The organism is Paenibacillus sp. FSL R7-0026 (assembly GCF_038004485.1).
Classification (GTDB): domain Bacteria; phylum Bacillota; class Bacilli; order Paenibacillales; family Paenibacillaceae; genus Paenibacillus; species Paenibacillus xylanexedens_A.
In genome coordinates, this window is record NZ_JBBORG010000001.1 from 2,947,058 (window position 1) to 2,966,986 (window position 19,929).

A 19,929-nucleotide genomic window follows, 5' to 3' on the forward strand; every position below is an offset into this window, starting at 1 on the left:
TCCGGGTTAGTCAATCGTTCAGTTCTCTCAACGCTTACAGGAAAGGGGATACATTCAAACATGCGGTCACGTAAGAAAAAGGGACTAATCCTGGTGCTTGTCCTGGCCTTGGTGCTCTCCATATGGACACTATATCCATCGCGGGATCGTAATCCGGGAACGGTACATGCGCTTGAGGACTTTGAGGCGGTATCGGGAACCGAGGATTCATTCAGTTATGAGCATTATCTGACTGCTCATGACAATACGGCCAAACCGGATGAAATTGTACGCATCGAAGGCGAATCTTATGTTCAGGCAGAGGATGGGGAATTTGAGGTTGTGCAAGGGTACGCCGGATTAGACGGAAATGCCGTAATTACGCCGGAAACTGGAACCATTCGCTGGGATGTTCCCGTTCAAGTGAGCGGTTTGTACAACATTCGCATTCACTATTATCCCGTAGAAGGCAAAAGCTCTGGGATCGAACGCAGGCTTGAGCTTAATGGTAAGGTCCCGTTCAGAGGGGCCGATATTCTTCTGTTTGACAGGGTATGGGGGAATCGCGAGGATAACGTCCGGCAGGACGATCGTGGCAACGAGCTTAGACCAAGACAAGTGGAGCAGCCCGAATGGCAACTGACTTCCTTCAAGGACAGCGCAGGGTACTTCGAGGAACCGTTTCAGTTTTATTTTGAAAAAGGCAGTCAGAAGTTATCGCTCACTTCATTAAGAGAAAGCATGGCGATCGATTATATTGAGTTATATCAAGAAAGCGAAGTTCCTTCCTATGCAGAGCTGGAGCAAACCTATGCCTCACTCGGCTTGAAACAATCGGCTCCTGTCATGTTGAAAGTTCAGGGGGAGGAAGCTGTTAGCAAATCATCTCCTACACTGGCACCAATCTCGGACCGATCAAGTCCTTCACTCGAGCCTTATAATGTATCGAAAATTCGGATGAACGCCATCGGGGGCATTAACTGGAAACTGCCGGGCGAATGGATTGAATGGGAAATTGACGTGCCTGAAGACGGACTGTATCAACTGGCGCTTAAGGTGAAGCAGGATCAATTGCGTGGCATCTATGCCACCCGCAGTCTGACGATTAACGGCGAAGTTCCCTTTAAGGAAATGAAACGCATTCGATTTAACTACAGCCCGGCCTGGCAAACTCAGGTGTTGGGTTCGGGAGAAGATCAGCCATATCAGTTTCATCTGGAAAAAGGAAAACACCGAATCCGAATGACGGTTACACTTGGCGACATCGCTCCGCTGCTGCGGACCGTGGAATCCAGCGTGCTGGAACTGAATGAGATGTATCGCAAAATATTAATGATTACCTCCAACAGTCCGGACCCACTGCGGGATTACCAGCTGGAACGGCGTATTCCGGAGATGACGGAGGTGTTTGAACGACAAGCTGACACCTTGCGTTCCGTTGCAGATTACCTGGAAAAAGCCACGGGTGAGCAAAGTGACAAAGTGGCCGTACTTCACGCTATGGTATTGCAGCTTGAAGATATGGCGGCCAGACCAGAGACGGTTCCCAAACGGCTGGATACGTTCAAAATTAACGTAGGTGGTCTCGGCACATGGATTCTATCGGTACGTGAACAGCCGATTACGTTGGATTACCTTGTCGTATCTCCGCCGGGTGAATCGCTGCCAAAAGCGGAAGCGAGCACCGTCCAGCAGGTGAAGCACGAACTGGGCGCATATGTTGCCTCGTATACCGAAGATTACGACAGCATTGGTAACGTGGAACAAAAGAAGGATGCCATCACCGTATGGATCACGACTGGACGGGATCAGGCCCAAGTACTGAAAGGCATGATCGACGATTCGTTTACCCCGGATACGGATGTGTCCGTGCAGTTACGTCTCGTTCCGCCTAATATTTTGCTGCCCGCAACACTCTCGGGGGAAGGACCGGATGTAGCCATGCAGATGGGCGAAGACATTCCGGTGAACTATGCGATGAGGAATGCAACAGCGGATCTGAGCCAGTTCCCCGATTTCGAGGAAATTTCGGGCAGGTTCCGTGAAAGCGGATTGACGCCTTACCGCTACAACGACGGGGTATATGCCCTTCCGGAGCAGCAGCATTTTCCAATGCTCTTTTACCGCAAAGATATCCTGAATGAACTGGGCCTCGAACCGCCGAAAACATGGCAAGACGTATATAACGCCATCGCCGTGCTGCAGAAGCATAACATGGAGTTTTATCTGCCGATAGAGGATACGCTGAACAATGCCAACCTGGTTCCGAATTCAACCTTTGCGATGTTGTTATATCAGAATGACGGAACGTTCTACACCGAAGACCAGAAGAAAAGTGCGCTGGATTCGGAGATTTCAATGGACGCGTTCAAACGCTGGACGCAATTTTATACCAATTACAAGTTTCCGCTCAAAGCCGACTTTCCGAACCGCTTCCGTACCGGGGAAATGCCGATCGGGATTGCTGATTACACCACGTATAACATGCTGACGGTTATGGCTCCGGAAATCCGCAATCTCTGGGACTTTACGATTGTTCCGGGTACGCAGCTTCCGGATGGGTCCATACGGCATGAAGTGGCCAGCGCTACGAGCGCGGTGATGATGCTCGAAAATGCCGACAACAAGGAAGCGGCGTGGAAGTTCATGAAGTGGTGGACTGATGATCAGACCCAGATTGAATACGGGAGAGAAATGGAAGGTCTTATGGGAGCGGCTGCCCGTTACCCGACGGCCAATATCGAAGCCTTGAAGCAATTGCCTTGGCCTGTGAAGGATTATCAAAATCTGGAGAAACAATGGGAATGGGTGCAGGGAATCCCGCAGCTTCCTGGAGGTTATTTCACGGGACGACATCTGGACAACGCCTTCCGCAAGGTGGTCAATGCTAATGAAAATCCACGTGAAGCCTTATCGGACTATGTGTTGTACATTGATGATGAAATTGAGTTGAAACGCAAGGAATTTAATCTGAAATAGAGGAAAGGGAGGGTAACGGTTGCAAGCTAAAACTACCAAGACAGCCGCCGCTCCTGCCGTCCATACCCGCCAGGTCGGCTGGTGGTCCCTATTGAAGCGGGATCTGTATCTCAGCAGGCATTATTATGTATTGATGGCACCGTTTATGCTGATTTTTTTCATGTTTACTGTCATTCCGGTCGGCATTTCACTCGGGCTCAGCTTTTTTCACTTCAATATGCTGGAGCTGCCGCGATTTGTCGGCTGGCAGAACTATTCCCGGCTTTTCCTGAACGATGACGTATTTCTGATCGCGCTCAAAAACACGCTCCTTTTTGCCGTAATTACAGGCCCTATCAGTTATATTGCCTGCTTTTTGTTTGCGTGGATCATCAATGAGCTGTCTCCTAAAATTCGGGCGGTCATGACGCTGGTTTTCTATGCCCCATCCATATCGGGCAACGTCTTTTTCATCTGGCTGATCATCTTCTCTGGTGACAGCTACGGGTATATGAACGGCTTCCTGATGCGCCTTGGCGTCGTACTGGAACCGATCCAATGGCTCGCAGATGAGAAGTATGTACTGGCAATCGTCATTATTGTACAGCTGTGGCTGAGCCTGGGAACCAGCTTCCTGGCCTTTATTGCAGGACTGCAAACCATTGATCGTTCTCTGGTTGAAGCAGGAACCGTAGACGGGATCAAAAACCGCTGGCAGGAGCTCTGGTACATCACCTTGCCTTCGATGAGACCGCAGCTGATGTTTGGTGCGGTAATGCAGATTACCGCTTCCTTCGCCGTAGCTGAGATATCCATCGCACTGGCAGGTTTCCCGAGCGTAAACTATGCGGCACACACAGTTGTCACACATCTGATGGACTTCGGAACCATTCGTTTCGAGATGGGTTATGCCTCGGCCATTGCAACGGTTCTGTTTGCCCTGATGCTGGGTACAAACGTTTTCACGCAAAAAATGCTTAGAAAGATAGGTGAATGACGATGACCAGCAAAGTACGTGCCGTGTTTGGCATGCCAAAAAGGCTTAATCGGTCATTTACCGTCAGCCTGATGTTATTTGCATTGCTGGGTGTGTTTGGCTCCTTTATGGTGCTTCCGCTCATCTATGCTGTCAACAATGCATTCAAGCCGCTGGATGAGCTGTTTATTTTCCCGCCGCGCTTCTGGGTGAACAATCCGACAACAGAGAATTTTGCCGATCTGATCAACCTCATGGGCAATTCGTGGGTGCCGTTATCCCGCTATATTGCCAACACATTGCTCATTACGATACTTGGCACAGCGGGACATATTCTTCTTGCATCTGCAGCGGCTTATCCGCTGGCGAAGTATCGTTTTCCGGGTTCCAAAGTGTTGTTCACCATTGTCATTCTGTCCCTGATGTTCTCGCCGCATGTTACGGCGATTCCGAACTACATGGTCATGTCCTGGCTTGGCTGGATTAACACTCATGCGTCCATTATTGTGCCATCACTTGCGTTCTCGCTGGGACTTTTCCTGATGAAACAGTTCATGGAGCAGATTCCCGATGCTTTGCTGGAGGCAGCCAAAATCGACGGAGCCAATGAATACCGGATATTCTGGAGCATCGTGATGCCCAATGTGAAGCCGGCATGGCTCACGCTCATGATCCTGCAGTTTCCAGCGTTATGGGGAACGGATGGCGGGAGCTTCATTTACAGTGAAAATCTCAAAACGCTGCATTATGCGCTCAGTCAGATTGTGCAGGGAGGGATTGCAAGAGCCGGTGTAGGTGCGGCTGTTGCCTTGCTGCTGATGATTGTACCGATCACTCTGTTTATCATCTCTCAGAGCAGTGTTATGCAGACGATGGCCACTTCGGGCATGAAAGAGTAGAAAGGAGGCAGCGAGGTGCGGAGAAGCACATGGAAAAAACGTAAATCGATCATCATGGGCATGATCTGCCTCCTGTTGTTCGTTCAAGAGGCGCCCTATGTGAGTGCAGACGGTAAAACGGATGCGTATCATTATTCCTTCTGGGGTGACGCAGTTCCTTCACCCGCGGCATATGAGGCAACAACCATTATCACCGGCAAGAAGCTGAACACAACTCCTATGAAAGAGCCAAGTGACATGCATGTTACCGCCAATCAGCACGTCTTTGTGCTCGATTCGGGCAATGGCCGCATCATTGAGATGGATCGCAACTTCAAGCTGGTACGGACGATTGATTCATTCAAGCAGGAAGGCAAGGAAGATCATTTTAAAAATCCACAGGGATTGTACGTCACGGAAAAAGGCCATCTGCTGGTTGCTGATTCGGATAATCACCGGGTGGTGCATCTGGATGAACAGGGGAAGCTGGTCAAGATCGTGTCTGAACCAAAATCGGATCTGCTAAAAGCAGACTTCCAGTTTAAACCGATGCGGATTGTTATGGACAAAGGGGAGCGTATCTACGTCATGGCGGAAGGCGTATTTGATGGATTCATGGAGTTCAGCGCCGACGGTACGTTCTCTTCCTTTATTGGAGCGAACAGAGTTCAGGTGGACCCGGTGGAATATCTGTGGAAACGGTTTGCAACACGGGAGCAGCGGAGCCAGATGGTGATGTTCACTCCAACGGAATTTACCAATCTGGATATGGATGAAGAGGGCTTCATCTACGCCACTAGCGGGGATCGCGGCAAAGATCCGGTCAAGAAGCTGAATGCCCAGGGTACAGACATTTTGCGCAGAGAAGGCTATCAGACTCCGCAGGGTGATTTGCTGTATACCCAGGAAGCAGGGCCTTCCCGACTGATTGATGTGGATGTGGGTGACAGTGACATGTATTCCGTACTGGATTCCAGCAAGGGCCGAATCTTTACCTACAATGGAGACGGATATCTGCTCCATATTTATGGGGGCATCGGGAACCGGCTGGGCCAATTTAATACACCTGTTGCCCTGGAACGTGCGGGAGACCGGATGTTAGTTCTGGATAAAGCGCTGGGTGAGATCACCGTCTTTCAGACAACCGAATACGGACGTACACTCCACGAAGCGGTGCGCAGCTACTATAACGGTGATGAAGATCAATCTTCGGTGCTGTTTGCCCAAGCTGCCGAGATGAACGCTAACTTGGAATATGCGTATGCGGGAATTGGCAAAGCATTGCTTCGTCAGAAGGAATACGCCGAGTCTGCGAAATATTTCAAGCGCAGCATGGAGCCCAAAGGGTATTCCAAAGCTTTTCTTTTGTACCGCAAAGAGCTGATGCGTGAGCATTTTTCATGGATGATGTCCGGTATATTCCTGGCTGTCGCTGCGATTGTCACCGTCATCATCGTTCGCAGGCAGAAAAGGAGGACTACGAATGCAGGCATCAAGTAAGCAACTATACCAGTACCCACTGCATCTGATTTTTCATCCGTTTGACGGATACTGGGAACTGAAATATGAACGGAACCAGAGAAACTCACTGCTGATTGCTTTCATGATCCTGGTGCTTCTGGTCATCACCAAAATTTTGCATGCCCAGTACAGCGGTTTTCTCATTAATCTCAGTAATCCAAAGTATCTGAACAGTCTGCTCGAAATGTTATATGTCATTATACCGGTACTGTTTTGGTGTGTGGCCAACTGGTCGTTAACCACATTGATGGACGGGGAAGGCAAGTTCTCCGAAATTTTCATGTCAACGTGTTTTGCACTAGTACCGTTGTTACTCATTCATTTTCCATGGATCTGGCTGAGTCTTGTGATCTCTGCGCAGGAAACTGCCTTTTATTATTTCTCCAATGCACTCGCCGTTGCATGGACGGTATATCTGTTATTTGTGGGGAATATGACGGTTCATCAGTACACACCAGCCAAAACGGTGCTCACGATGCTTCTGACACTTGTAGCGATGGCGTTTATGGCATTTCTGTGCCTGTTATTCTTCAGTCTTGTACAGCAGATTGTATCGTTTGTCGTAACCATCTATCAGGAATTAGTGCTTCGGGGCTAAGGGAGGAGGAAATTGTTATGAATTATACCGTAGCCAAAAAAATAACAGGAATGCTGCTCGCGGGCAGTTTGCTTCTTGGCGGTTGTCAATTCTCGCCAACACCGCTTGCTCACGAGACAGTGACTGCCGCTGATCAGACGGACTTTCCCTCCCTGCCTCCCGGAGAGAAACTGAAATCATCGTTCAGCGATGTCCGCCTTCCCGGCATGGTAGGCATTGCGCAGAATGCTGCGCTGCAGTTGTTCATTAACGAAGAGACTGCCGAGATTGCAGTGATTCACACGCAGAGTGGCCAGATCTGGCGCAGCAATCCTGCAGATCGTGAGCAGGATGGGGTTGCAGCAGGGATAAACAAAGACCTTTTGTCATCACAAACAAAGCTCAGCTTCTTTAACAGCCTCGGACAGAGCAGCACCGTGAATTCCTTCACGGATAGTGTTGCACACAAGCAGATAAGCTACGAGGTGCTGCCAGGCGGCGTGCGGGTCCACTACCAGTTTGGAAGCACTGAGCGATCCATAGAAGACTTGCCGATGAAGATCAGCAAGGAGCGATTTGAACAAAAGCTGCTTGCACAGCTAGACAAGGCCGGGCAGCGGGCCTTGAAGGTCGGCTATGCGGAAGACAAGGATGAAGGCGCTTACGTCCGGATTGATAAGGCGATGCAAGGATTGCAATTGTCCCGGGCCTTGAAGGCTTTTGACACAGCCGGTTACACATCGGAGGATCTGGCTCAGGATCATGCCGAGTTTGGCATTGAAGAGGAACGAAGTGGACCACGGCTGTTTATGCTTACGATGGAATATGAGCTGGATGGAGAGGATCTGCTCGTGCGTGTTCCGTCCTCAGGCATTCATTTTCCGGAGGAATATCCGATCAACAGCATATCTGTAATGGATTATTTCGGGGCCGGGGGTTCAGAAGAAGAGGGCTCCATACTGGTGCCGGATGGTTCGGGAGCGCTGATCCATTTTAACAATGGCAAGCTGCAGTATCCTGCCTATCAACAAGATATATATGGACCGGATATGACCATGAAACTGCGGGAAGCAAGTTCGAATGAAGCCAGAGCCAGGTTGCCGGTATTTGGACTGATTCGGAAAGAGGGGGCTTTCCTCGGCATTATTGAACAAGGGGATGCCGTTGCCGTTGTGAATGCCGATATCAGCGGCAAACTGAACAGTTACAACAACGTATATCCAAGCTTCTATGTCGTGAACAAGAGCGATGTGACGCTTCAGGCAAGTGATATGGTTCGTACACTTCCGAAATTCCAGAAGAAACCGACCGCGTCTGACTTCGTCGTTCGATATGCTTTTGTCGGGGCGAATAAAGCCTCGTACTCAGGGCTTGCATCTCTCTATCGGGATTATCTGATGCAAAACGGCGGACTTCCCGAGTTAAACGCCAGCAAGGAGCAGAGTAACGTTCCCTTTTATCTGCAACTGTTCGGCGGCATGACAACAAGGCAGCATATGCTGGGCATACCGTATGATTCAACGGAGGCTTTGACCACATTTGATGAAGCCAAAAACATTCTCTCCGCCTTGACGGAGAAGAAGGTATACAATATTCAGGTGCGCTATGCGGGATGGCTTAACGGCGGACTTCATCATCGACTGCCGGATTCCATCCAGGTAGATGGCGCGGTAGGCGGGAAAAAGGGATTGCGGGATTTCAGCACATATACACAAGATGCGGGCATCGGCTTCTATCCCGATATCGCTCTGCTGAATGTGCAATCCAAAAAAGGGTTTAAACCGTCCAAAGAAGCTTCACGCACATTAACTCAGGAACCGGCGGTCTTGTATCCGATGAACCAGGCCATCCAGCGGCGGGACCGGGATCGTTCACCATCCTATGTGCTTTCGCCCAACATGCTGGAGGACGTGACGGCAGACATGTTAGATGAGCTGAGGTCCCTTCAAAAGGATGGACTGTCACTAAGCCTGAATGATCTGGCAGCTCAGTTAAACAGCGATATGAATCCGAAAAAGCTGGTGGACCGAACACAAGCGCTTGGCTCCGTAAAGAAGGCACTTGAACAGATCGAGCAGCAGGCTGGCTCGCTTGTTGCTGAAGGCGGGAACGCTTATGCCCTGCCGTATGTAACTGGTCTGACAGATGCGCCGATGACCAGCAGTCGTTTCAAGCTGGAGGATGAAGAGATTCCGTTCTATCAGCTCGTTGTACACGGCAGCATCGGTTATACGGGGACGCCATACAATCTCTCCACATATACCAATGCAAGGCAATATGTGCTGAAGCTGATTGAATATGGAGCCAGCCCTTACTTTGCATGGTTCAATGCGCCAAACCATGTTGTGAAAGAAACGGATTATGATGATCTCTACGCGGCGAATTATGAACAATGGATCGATCTGGCTGCCGAGATCTACAACGAGGTGAACCAGGTGAACCAACCGTTTGCCGGACGTTCCATGATATCCCATGAATCCCTGGAGGAGGGCGTCTTCCGGACAACATATGAAGGTGGCGGGTTCGTAATCGTCAATTATAACGACTTCCCTGTAGAAGTTAAAAACGATACAGTGGAAGCCCAAAGCTATGTGACTGGTGGTGAGCAGCTCTGAAGACGCTCCTGAAATGGAAATGGGGAAGTCGTACGTATGCTCAGCAGAAAGCCATGTGGGGCGTAATCTACGTGCTTCCCTGGCTCATTGGTTTTGTGTTGTTTTTCTTCATCCCGCTGTTAGCCTCTCTGCGATACAGCATGAGTACAATTCAAGCTAACGCGGAAGGCATAGCGATTCAGTTCAACGGTGTTGCCAATTACATTCAGGCGCTGACCGTCAATACAAGCTTTAACCGTGCGTTAATTGAGGCGATCACAGACGTACTCATCAACGTACCGCTTATCGTTATATTCAGTCTGTTCCTTGCCGTCATCCTGAATCAGAAGTTCAGGGGCCGGGCTGTAGCGCGGTCGATCTTTTTCCTGCCCGTTATTCTGGCATCGGGAGTGATTATGACACTGGAGAGCACCAGCCTGATTGAAGCGGTTAATCAGAGCAGCACAGGTGGAAGCTCACTCGGGACATTTGAACTCGAAAATCTGATGGTTAACGCCGGAGTGAGCGATTGGATCGTTACGTATCTGAGCAGCGCCGTAGATCGGATCTATCAGATCGTCAGTCAATCCGGTGTACAGATTTTGATATTTTTGGCAGGGATCCAGACGATTTCCCCTCAACTGTATGAGGCTTCAAAGATGGAAGGGGCAACGGGTTATGAAGCCTTTTGGAAAATTACGTTCCCAATGGTCAGCCCGCTTATTTTTGTCAATGCGATCTATACAATCATTGATTCGTTTGCCAATAACGCCATGACGGAACTGATCCGGGATACCGGCTTCGTCAAATTTGACTTTGGATTAAGTTCTGCCATGGCATGGGTCTACTTTCTGGCCATTGCCATCATTCTGGTTATCGTAAACATCATTTTCTCGAAGCGAGTCTTCTATCAAGATTAGAAAGGAGGGTGTCCCACGTGACAACATCACGATTATTATCGCTGGAGCATTGGAAAGGCTGGCTGTGGGCCATGATCCGATTCGTTCTGATTACCGGGCTTTCCTTCGTTATCCTGTTTCCCATTTTTCAGAAGGTTTCCACATCGATCAAAGCTAAAGGTGATCTGTATTCGGCAGTGGTGGTGTGGATTCCACAGAACTTCTCCATCGACAATTTCAAAGAGGCGATACGCGTCATGGATTACTGGGCAACGCTGTTTAATACGTTTGCCCTGTCTGCAACGACTACACTGCTGACTACAGCATCCTGTGCACTTGCAGGATACGGATTCGCCAGACTGAAATTCAGGGGAAGCAACTGGCTGTTTGCTGGTGTAATTCTGACGATTCTTGTACCGCCAACGACCATTCTCATTCCGGTATACCTGAATCTGAAAAGCTTTGATCTCATGGGGCTTATGACGCTTATAGCCGGCAAACCTGTTAATTTGCTTAATACCTATTGGCCGTTTATTCTGACGGCGATTACGGCCAATTCACTTAAAGCCGGTTTGTACATCTTTATCTTCCGGCAATTCTTCAGGGGTATTCCGAAGGAAGTGGAGGAGGCGGCCTATGTGGACGGCGCGGGCATCGGACGAACATTTTCAAGAATCATGCTGCCCAATGCCATTCCGTCCATGGTAACAGTCATGCTGTTTTCCTTCGTATGGCAGTGGAACGACAGCTTCTATACGACGACTTATCTGACTTCAAGTAAAGTCATGTCGACCCAGTTATCGTCCCTTCCGTATAATCTGGCCCAGCAGGTTACTGACGGTGCAGCTTCCCAAGCCGATCCGTTCTATCTGAGCATGATCCAGGATACAGGAATTCTTCTTGCCATTCTGCCTTTGATCATCATCTATTTGTTTGTGCAACGATATTTCGTAGAGAGTGTAGAGCGTACGGGAATCGTCGGTTAAGTTAAGTTCTTCTGTACGTTTGGAGTGGGATCAGACTGGAAGAGGGAGGAGGAACTTCATGCAACATTCCATCTGTGAGAAGGGGGCATGTAACGCTCTCATGAACGTCTGCTCACAGCAGAACCGTGATCCTTCTCTGCGCAGAATCCCCCTGCTGGTATGGAACGGGCTGCGGGAGCGGGCGCCGACCTGAGCGATTTGTTTAATCAGAGATACTCTGACGGAGCTTACCTCGCAATATTGCAAGGCAATATATCAGATCAGGAGGAATTATAGTGAAGAAGTTCATGACATCTTGTAAACTTGTACTCATTCTCGCTTTATTGATCACAATTGTTCCATGGGGAGGCAGCCGCGCCGAAGCATGGGTGGGCATGCCGATGGGCAAGCTGCACGTAAACGGCAAAAACCTTGTGAACAGCAACAATCAGCCTGTGCTTCTGAACGGTTGGCATCAACCCTCAGGTGCCTACTGGACATATCAGGACAGCAATTATTATCTCAATCTGCACGGCAATAACCGTCATGCAGCTACACTGGCTTATCTGAAAGACATTACCGATACATTTGCGGACACCAGCGCGAAGTATGGAAGCAATCATGGCTGGAATATGAATCAGGTACGTCTGTTCATCGATCGTCAGGACATGGGAGATGTGGCTGCTGGTACATATAACTTTGCCGGTGTGCAGACCGTTACGCAAAATGTAATTATTCCGTACATTCAATATGCCAAAACAAAAGGTGTCTATGTTGTTCTGGGACTAGACTTCACATTGAAGGATGATCAGGCAACAACACCTGCCAACCTGCAAAAATTCAACGAAATCTGGGGTTATCTCGCTTCACGCCCGGAGATCAAAAGTGCAGACAACGTTCACTTCGAACTGGTCAACGAACCGGTGAAATCCTATGCCAATGGACATTGGGGTGGATACAACGGGGAAAATGACTTTGTGGATCACTGGAATGACTTGCGTAATTTCCAAAATTCCATGATTTCAACAATTCGCAGCAAAGGTGCGGACAACGTCATCTGGGCGGCAGGTCTGGGCTACAACCAATTTTACAGCTTGACGGCAAGCCATCCATTGACTGACCCGCTCAACAACTATGGGTATGCGGTTCACTGGTACCCTGGTTATGGCGCATACGACAACTTCTCCATCCTGCAAGACCAGTGGAATACCAACGTGAAGGCAGCCGCTGACAAATATCCGATTAACATTACCGAGGTAACCTGGTTCAAAAACAAACCTGGCGATTCGGCCTATTGGAACTTGTTTAATGGCAGCAATGAAGGATTCGGCACGAATACCAAAACGATCTTCAACGCATCAGGCAATGTCAGCATTGCAGCTCATATGAACGGATTCATTCTAAGTGAAGGGCCGCGAAGCTCCTTTGCCGATCCTACGGCTGGACTGAAATGGGATGGAGATGCTTCACGGAGTGCCATGGGACGATTCCTGTTTAACTGGTACCATGAACGTGCTCAGACTTACCCTGGCAGTGGAACAGGTGGACCAACAACAGGTCTTGTATCCGGTGCAACTTATAAAATTGTAGCCCGGCATTCCAACATGGTTGTTGATGTCCCTGGTGGTCAAAATGAAAACAATCTTCAGCTCCAGCAGTGGAGCGATCTGGGCGGTAACCCTCAGAAGTGGGTTCTGACTTCGATCGGAAACGGCAACTATACACTGACAAGTGTGAACTCGCCTGACAAAGTCATCGATATTCGCAACGGTACCCTCACCAATGGGGAAGCGGTTCAACTCATGAGCAATCTGAACACGACCGCTCAGCATTTTAAGGTCAACGATCTTGGTAATGGGTACTGGAGTATCATCAACGTGAACAGCAATAAAGCGATTGAAGTGGCGAACGCTTCCACTTCGGATGGAGCCAAGCTGCAGCAGAACACCTACACAGGTGCTACAAACCAACAATGGAAATTTGTTGCCGTTAGCAATTAATAAGCACAACGTTAAACAAAAACCTTCCCAAGTCATTCCATGACTGGGGAGGTTTTTTGCGTTTATTTTTGATACTTTGGGATGGGTGTCATGCGAAGGTAAAATACAACTATATTTGTGCGCTAACCCGCAGACCGACAATTATTTTCATGCAAGCATTGTACGCTACAGTATGTAAATGTACCATAAGGAAGAAGTTGTACCTTCACCAGGAAGAAATGCCCGGTGTATCATTGAACAGCTACCTTATCACAGAGAAATGTAAGCGCTTGATAAAAAAAGGGAGGGTACATATGCAGCTCCTATGGTCCAAATTTTCACCTATGTTCCGCCGTTTCCTCATTTCGTATCTCGTCATTCTGATGATTCCTCAAATTGCGGGATATGCCTCTTACCGAGCTTCCATTGAAGCAGCTCGTTCCAGCTCCATTGAGAACAGTTTGAAATCGCTGAGTCTTGGCAAAGAGATCATTGAGCGAAATCTTCTTCAAGTCGAAGCTTTTACCAGACAGCTTGCCGTCAATCCCGATTTGCAAAATTTAATTGCTGGCCCAAAGCCGCATGATCTCTACAATGTCTACGGTATGAACCGCATGCAGCGGAGCCTCTCCATGTACAGCAGTACCAATGATTACTTGTCCCATTTCTTCATTCACATTCCGAACTACAATGCTATCATCACACCAAGAACTGTGTATTATCGTCCAGAGCATTATTATGCTGCCAATCAGCTGGACGGTATGTCGTTTGAACAATGGCATGACCAAATTCTCAAACAACCACACTTTAATGAAATCATACCGCTTCGAAACTATAAACGTGAAATACTCGGCACTGTGCTAGCAGACGTTCCCGCCATTACGTTTCTGCAATCTCTGCCTTTGAACAGCTTTAACAAACCGCAAGCAACGATTGGTGTCATGATTGATCAGGATCAGATGGCCAGCCTTACTCAAAATATTGTGGATCAATATGGCGGCTGGACTCTCGTCACTGATGCGGAAGGACAGATCATTTTCTCCCATGGCATTGAACAAGCCGAAGCCGAGCAAATGGCACAGAGTCGCCAGAGAAAAGGTAACGCTGCGGAAACAGAGCTGAACGGGCAGAATGTACAGCCTGGAAGTGATGGTCGGCTGCTGATATCGATGCAGTCCAGTCAAAATGGATGGAATTACATGGCAGGGATTCCGGAGAAAGCACTCATGACAAAAGCGGACCAAATCAAACAAGTCACGCTGGTCTTTACTTTGGCAACCATTGCCTTGGGACTGTTATTCGGGCTGGTTCTGGCCTATCGGAATAGTGCACCCGTTTACAGATTGTTGGCCTCTTTTCGGGAACAAATCACCGATTCCCCAGGCAGACGGGGCAATGAATATGATTTTTTGGCAAGCCATATTAACAATCTGATTGCTAATAATGACTCACTTAAAAACGCCATGAATGAGCAGATTCCGTTATTGAGAGATGGTTTTATCAAACGTTTGTTAACGGGAGAAGTCTATACCTCACTTGAGTTGGAGGTTATCTCATCCCAGGCGCACATTTCTCTTCATAGCAGCAAGGGCTTGGCAGGCTTAGTGAAGGTCAACGGATATGCCAATCCGGACAGTGAAGAAACTATCCATGAACTGGGTGTTGCAAGGCTGCTCATCAAACAAGTGCTTACAGAGTGGAATGCGCAGCTGCTAATCACTGATTGGGGAACAGACCAGATCGCTTTTGCCTGTCCATTGGATGAGAACGAACTGAATGAAGCTATAGGGAGATGTGAAAAAGAGCTGAACACCTTGATGAAAGTGATCTACCGGGAGCATCGGATATCCACAACAATTGGCACAGGTGCAGCTTACGAGGTTTGGAATGATGCAGGGCGTTCCTTTGACGAAGCCAAACAAGCTCTGGATTATGCCATTCATATGGGAACAGATCATCTGGTGAGATTTGAAGATACGATGAAGGAAAATGAAATGTTCTATTATCCGATTGAGTCTGAACAGCGCCTGCTAAACACGATCAAAGTCGGGGAACCTGAAGAGGCGATACGTATTCTGGAGCAATTGTTTCTTCGTAATTTAGAGGAGCGGGAACTGTCCTACGAGATGACACAGCAGTTCATCATGGAGCTGAAGGGGACTTTTCTGAAGCTGGACGAACCCAAATTCAAGCTGGATGCCTCCCTGCTGGAGGAATATAAATCTCGGGTGACATCCATTCAGATGACAGAAACGATTACTTCGCTGCGTGCAAAGTTCAAACGGTTAACAGAAGACATCTGCGGTGATTTCCAGAGAAGAAGAGCAGGAGCACATGCGGATACTGTAAGCGAAATGATTTGTTTTATCCAACAACATTATGGGGATGCAAACTTGACGATCTATCGGATTGCCGAGCACATGAGCAAGTCCGAGAAGTTTATATCCCAACTGTTCAAAGAACATACAGGAGAGAATCTTTCCGATTATGTAGAACGGGTACGCATTGATGCTGCCTCGAACTTGTTACACTCCACTGGTCAGACCATTGACGAGATAGCGGAGGCCACCGGGTATAACAGTGCACATTCGTTTCGCCGAGCTTTCAAGCGGGTACGCGGCATTTCTCCGAGTGTATTTCGGAAAATGGACGTTCATAGCGGTTAATGTAGGCTGTTTCTCGGGAACTATATTCGCTTTTTGTACTTTCTCAGCGTAACTGTACCTTTACGCATCCCCAGCGCAATCTTATGATTACTCAAAAAGTAAGCGCTACCAAATTGAGCTGAAGTTCAGCACGATTGGGAGCCAAGAATGGGGGGATGATTCTGAGAACCACAATGACCAGTGAATCAAAGTCCGTGGAGAAACCAAGTAAAGCGTTTGCCTTGAAGCAAGCATTATCCAGAAGCTGGAGGCGACATTGGCAGCTATATCTGCTGATCCTGCCACCGATTGCTTACTTTATTATTTTCAAGTATGTACCCATGGTGAATGCGGTCCTGGCATTTAAAGATTACAACGTCATCAAGGGGATCTGGGGCAGTCCGTGGGCCGGAACCAAGTATTTCGAATTACTTTTCAAAAATCCGGCTTTTGTTATGCTGATCAAGAACACGCTCTACATTTCGTTTTACAGCCTGATCGTTGGCTTCCCGATTCCTATATTACTGGCGCTCGCGCTGAACGAAATCAAAAACATACGATTCAAAAAAACAGTACAAATGGTGACGTATGCTCCATATTTCATCTCTACCGTTGTTATGGTTTCCATCATTATGCTCTTTCTGTCTCCTAGGCTGGGTATTGTCAACACGATTGCAGGCGCCCTTGGTTTCGAAGCAGTGAATTTTCTCGGTGAGCCCGGACTGTTTCGATCCATCTACGTATTTTCCGATGTGTGGCAGGGTATGGGGTACTCCGCTGTGATATATCTGGCTGCTCTGGCAGGTGTTGATCCATCCCTGTATGAAGCCGCCAAAGTGGACGGAGCCAACCGAATACAGAAAATCATCAATGTTGATCTGCCTGGACTACTTCCGGCAGCCGTCATCATTCTGATCCTGAGTGTAGGGAATATCATGGCTGTTGGGTTCGAAAAAATATATTTGCTGCAAAATCCGCTCAACCTGTCTGCTTCGGAGATTATCTCCACGTATGTCTATAAAATAGGATTGCTGAATGCCAATTATAGCTTCGCTACTGCGGTTGGTCTGTTCAACTCGGTGATTAACCTGATTCTGCTATTAATTGTAAACGCGGTTGCCAAGCGACTCTCCAATACAAGCTTATGGTAACGGGAGCGAAAGGAGGAGAACCAACCCATGCCTAACACACAGACAAATGCAGGTCGTTCGCGGATCAAGAGCAGCAGTACGATTCGTGAATCCTGGGGAGACCGCGTATTTATAACGGTTGTGTACTTCATGTTGACAGTGGTGCTGATTGCCGTGCTGTATCCCTTGATATATATTGTGAGTTCTTCGCTCAGCAGCCCTGCTGCCGTCTCCTCGGGAAAAGTCTGGTTGTGGCCCATTGACCTGACGTTTGACGGTTACAAGTCTGTATTGCGGAATGATCAAGTCCTTACCGGGTATGCCAATTCCCTTTTTTATACAGCCTGCGGCACCTTCATCAGCGTGGCACTGACCATTATGATTGCTTATCCATTATCCAAAAAAACGTTTGTTGGCCGCAGCTCGTTAATGATGTTTATTACCTTCACCATGTTGTTCTCAGGCGGTTTGATCCCTACCTATTTGGTGGTCAAAACCATGGGACTGATTGATACCCGCTGGGCGTTGCTGATTCCCAATGCCGTCTGGGTATGGCAAGTCATCATTGCTCGTACCTTTTTTCAGAACTCGATACCGGAAGAATTGTCCGAAGCAGCAGACATCGATGGCTGCAGTGACATCCGGTTTATCTTCAGTATTATCCTGCCACTCGCCAAACCGATTATCGCCGTGTTGTCACTTATGTACGCTGTCGGTCAGTGGAATGCATACTTTGACGCCCTCATCTATCTGAAATCACAGTCGCTCTATCCGCTACAGCTGATATTGCGCAGTATTCTTATTCTGAACAGCAGTACGGGGAGTATGGATGCATCGGAAATGATCAAACAGCAGCAAATGGCTGAACTCATGAAGTACTCGTTAATTGTCATGGCCAGCTTGCCGGTGCTAATCATCTATCCTTTTGTTCAACGGTATTTCGTGCAAGGTATGCTGATTGGCTCAGTCAAAGGATAAGTTCATTTTTTCTATTATTCATGAGGGAGAGGATTATATTGAAAAAAGCGGGATTCATCATTCTTGCCTGTATGCTGTTTACCTCCGTGGTACTTGCCGGATGTTCAAGTTCTGATAAGGGGAACGGGGAAGGCAGCGATCCATCAGGCAAGACAGCCATTAATGTGTTTGCTCACCAGGGTTCAGATACCAACCTGTCCACTAACAAATTCACGAAGAAAATGGAAGAGAAGTTTGATATTCAGTTCAACTGGACTACGGTTCCATTCGACGGTGCAGCGGAGAAAAGACAGATTTCACTGGCTTCCGGTGATTATCCGGACTTGTATCTGCTCATCCCTTGGGTAGATCGTTTCTCCCAGACAGACTTGTTGAAGTTTGGTCAGCAGGGGGTTATTTTGCCGCTGAATGACCTGATTGAGGAGCATGCTCCCAATATTAAAAAAGTGCTTGAAAGCAATGACTATTATCGGGCCATGAACACTGCTCCCGACGGAAATATCTATGGTCTGACGGGTCTGAATGAATGTTTTCACTGTTCATACCCGAACAAGATGTGGGTCAACACCAAATGGATGGAACAACTGGGCCTGACCGAACCCACGACGACAGAAGAATTTAAGGAAATGCTTCGGGCATTTAAAACGAAAGACCCGAACGGGAACGGTAAAGCCGACGAAGTACCGCTAAGCGGTTCGACTGAAAATTTCGGTGTGCACATTATTCCGTACTTGATGAACGGTTTTATCTATGACGACGATCGGAATTATCTCATTGTCAATCAGGGGAAAGTGGAGACCGTAGTGAACAAACCGGAGTGGAAAGAAGGGCTTGCCTATATTAAATCACTGTACGATGAAGGGTTGATTGATCCAGGGGCATTTACCCAAAACGTCGGGGCCTTCAAAAAAATTGGCGATAACGCTGATGCACAGCTTCTCGGTGCGGGAGCAGCGATGCATCCATCATTATTCGTAACCACTGCCGAAGGTTCTCCTTACGGGAATGATTACAATCCCATCCCTCCATTGAAGGGACCCCATGCTGCTTATGCTACGTACAACTATCCGATTGATCCCGGAGCATCTTTTGTACTGACAAACAAAGCCAGTGAGGAAACGCAGATTGCGGCCATAAAGCTGCTGGATTATCTCTATACCCAGGAAGGAACCATGGCATCATATCTGGGAGAAGAGGGCGTAAGCTGGCGCAAACCAAAAGAAGGAGAAGTGGCGCTCAATGATCAGATTGAGCCGTTATATAAAGCCATTCCGCTTCCTTCTGGAGAAGAACCTCGTAATGACAGTTGGGCTGCATTGAGTCAGTACAATCATTATCAGGCATATCGGGACTCCGAAGTACAGGGGACAGACATCTATGCCAATGATGGTGGTGAGCGACGTCTCTATGAGGCCACATTGTTAATGGAGGGCAAGGAACCTAAAGAGATTTTCCCTCATTGGGCATTGTGGGTAGATCCGTCCCAAGCTGATGAAGCCAGCATGATGCAGACCAATCTCAAGGATTACATCGATCAGAACGCCCTGCAATTTATTACAGGCGCCAAAAATCTGGATAAGGATTGGGATGAATATGTGAAAGGCCTGGAGGGACTGAACATTAATCGATATCTGGAGATTATGCAGTCTTCCTATGATACTTCTCCTGTTTCCAAATAATTAAAGTATCTGAATCATACAGAGCGGGAAAAGTTACTGCCTGTATTTGCACACCCAAACGTTCCCGGTTCGCAGTTAGCACTTGCGAGCCGGGAACGTTTTTTATGGATATAGATTAGATCGTAATATCATTGTATCCTTATTAAAATTATGTGATTGAACCTGTCCTGC

Annotated in this window: 14 protein-coding genes; all 14 read left to right on the forward strand. The window is 48.1% G+C overall.

The annotated features are described in order from the left end of the window. The first annotated feature begins 60 nt into the window (after positions 1 to 60). The 14 genes from MKY44_RS13330 (at position 61) to MKY44_RS13395 (ending at position 19,758) form a co-directional block, all read left to right on the forward strand. A complete protein-coding gene (locus tag MKY44_RS13330) occupies positions 61 to 2,958 on the forward strand; it encodes an extracellular solute-binding protein (protein WP_047842957.1) in 2,898 nt (965 codons plus the stop codon). Positions 2,959 to 2,977: 19 nt separating this feature from the next. After that, positions 2,978 to 3,934, forward strand: a complete 957-nt coding sequence (locus MKY44_RS13335) for a carbohydrate ABC transporter permease (RefSeq protein ID WP_124114701.1) — start codon at positions 2,978 to 2,980, stop codon at positions 3,932 to 3,934. A gap of 2 nt (positions 3,935 to 3,936) precedes the next feature. After that, positions 3,937 to 4,812 (forward strand): carbohydrate ABC transporter permease, encoded by an 876-nt coding sequence (locus MKY44_RS13340; RefSeq protein WP_026081082.1) that lies wholly within the window; start codon positions 3,937 to 3,939, stop codon positions 4,810 to 4,812. Between the two features lie 15 nt (positions 4,813 to 4,827). Further along, the gene (locus tag MKY44_RS13345; RefSeq protein ID WP_341007442.1) at positions 4,828 to 6,291 is read left to right on the forward strand and encodes an NHL repeat-containing protein; all 1,464 of its coding nucleotides are present in this window, start codon (positions 4,828 to 4,830) and stop codon (positions 6,289 to 6,291) included. Continuing rightward, positions 6,275 to 6,910: a YIP1 family protein gene (locus tag MKY44_RS13350; protein ID WP_036670948.1), complete on the forward strand. Its 636-nt coding sequence runs from the start codon at positions 6,275 to 6,277 to the stop codon at positions 6,908 to 6,910. Before MKY44_RS13345 ends, MKY44_RS13350 begins: the two co-directional genes overlap by 17 nt. 17 nt (positions 6,911 to 6,927) lie before the next feature. Beyond that, positions 6,928 to 9,504, forward strand: a complete 2,577-nt coding sequence (locus tag MKY44_RS13355) for a DUF5696 domain-containing protein (protein WP_341007443.1) — start codon at positions 6,928 to 6,930, stop codon at positions 9,502 to 9,504. A gap of 53 nt (positions 9,505 to 9,557) precedes the next feature. Next, positions 9,558 to 10,403, forward strand: a complete 846-nt coding sequence (locus MKY44_RS13360) for a carbohydrate ABC transporter permease (RefSeq protein ID WP_082219083.1) — start codon at positions 9,558 to 9,560, stop codon at positions 10,401 to 10,403. A gap of 17 nt (positions 10,404 to 10,420) precedes the next feature. Continuing rightward, a complete protein-coding gene (locus MKY44_RS13365; RefSeq protein ID WP_036615897.1) occupies positions 10,421 to 11,368 on the forward strand; it encodes a carbohydrate ABC transporter permease in 948 nt (315 codons plus the stop codon). A 58-nt stretch (positions 11,369 to 11,426) separates the two neighbouring features. Further along, on the forward strand, positions 11,427 to 11,561 hold the full coding sequence (locus tag MKY44_RS13370) for a hypothetical protein (protein ID WP_341007444.1): 135 nt from the start codon (positions 11,427 to 11,429) through the stop codon (positions 11,559 to 11,561). A gap of 82 nt (positions 11,562 to 11,643) precedes the next feature. After that, the gene (locus tag MKY44_RS13375) at positions 11,644 to 13,347 is read left to right on the forward strand and encodes an RICIN domain-containing protein (protein ID WP_341007445.1); all 1,704 of its coding nucleotides are present in this window, start codon (positions 11,644 to 11,646) and stop codon (positions 13,345 to 13,347) included. A 293-nt stretch (positions 13,348 to 13,640) separates the two neighbouring features. Then, positions 13,641 to 15,992: a helix-turn-helix domain-containing protein gene (locus MKY44_RS13380; RefSeq protein ID WP_341007446.1), complete on the forward strand. Its 2,352-nt coding sequence runs from the start codon at positions 13,641 to 13,643 to the stop codon at positions 15,990 to 15,992. Between the two features lie 275 nt (positions 15,993 to 16,267). After that, positions 16,268 to 17,122 (forward strand): ABC transporter permease, encoded by an 855-nt coding sequence (locus MKY44_RS13385; RefSeq protein WP_036671100.1) that lies wholly within the window; start codon positions 16,268 to 16,270, stop codon positions 17,120 to 17,122. A 27-nt stretch (positions 17,123 to 17,149) separates the two neighbouring features. After that, positions 17,150 to 18,079: a carbohydrate ABC transporter permease gene (locus MKY44_RS13390; RefSeq protein WP_036615892.1), complete on the forward strand. Its 930-nt coding sequence runs from the start codon at positions 17,150 to 17,152 to the stop codon at positions 18,077 to 18,079. Between the two features lie 20 nt (positions 18,080 to 18,099). After that, positions 18,100 to 19,758 (forward strand): ABC transporter substrate-binding protein, encoded by a 1,659-nt coding sequence (locus MKY44_RS13395; protein WP_445670649.1) that lies wholly within the window; start codon positions 18,100 to 18,102, stop codon positions 19,756 to 19,758. The last annotated feature ends 171 nt before the right edge of the window (positions 19,759 to 19,929 follow it).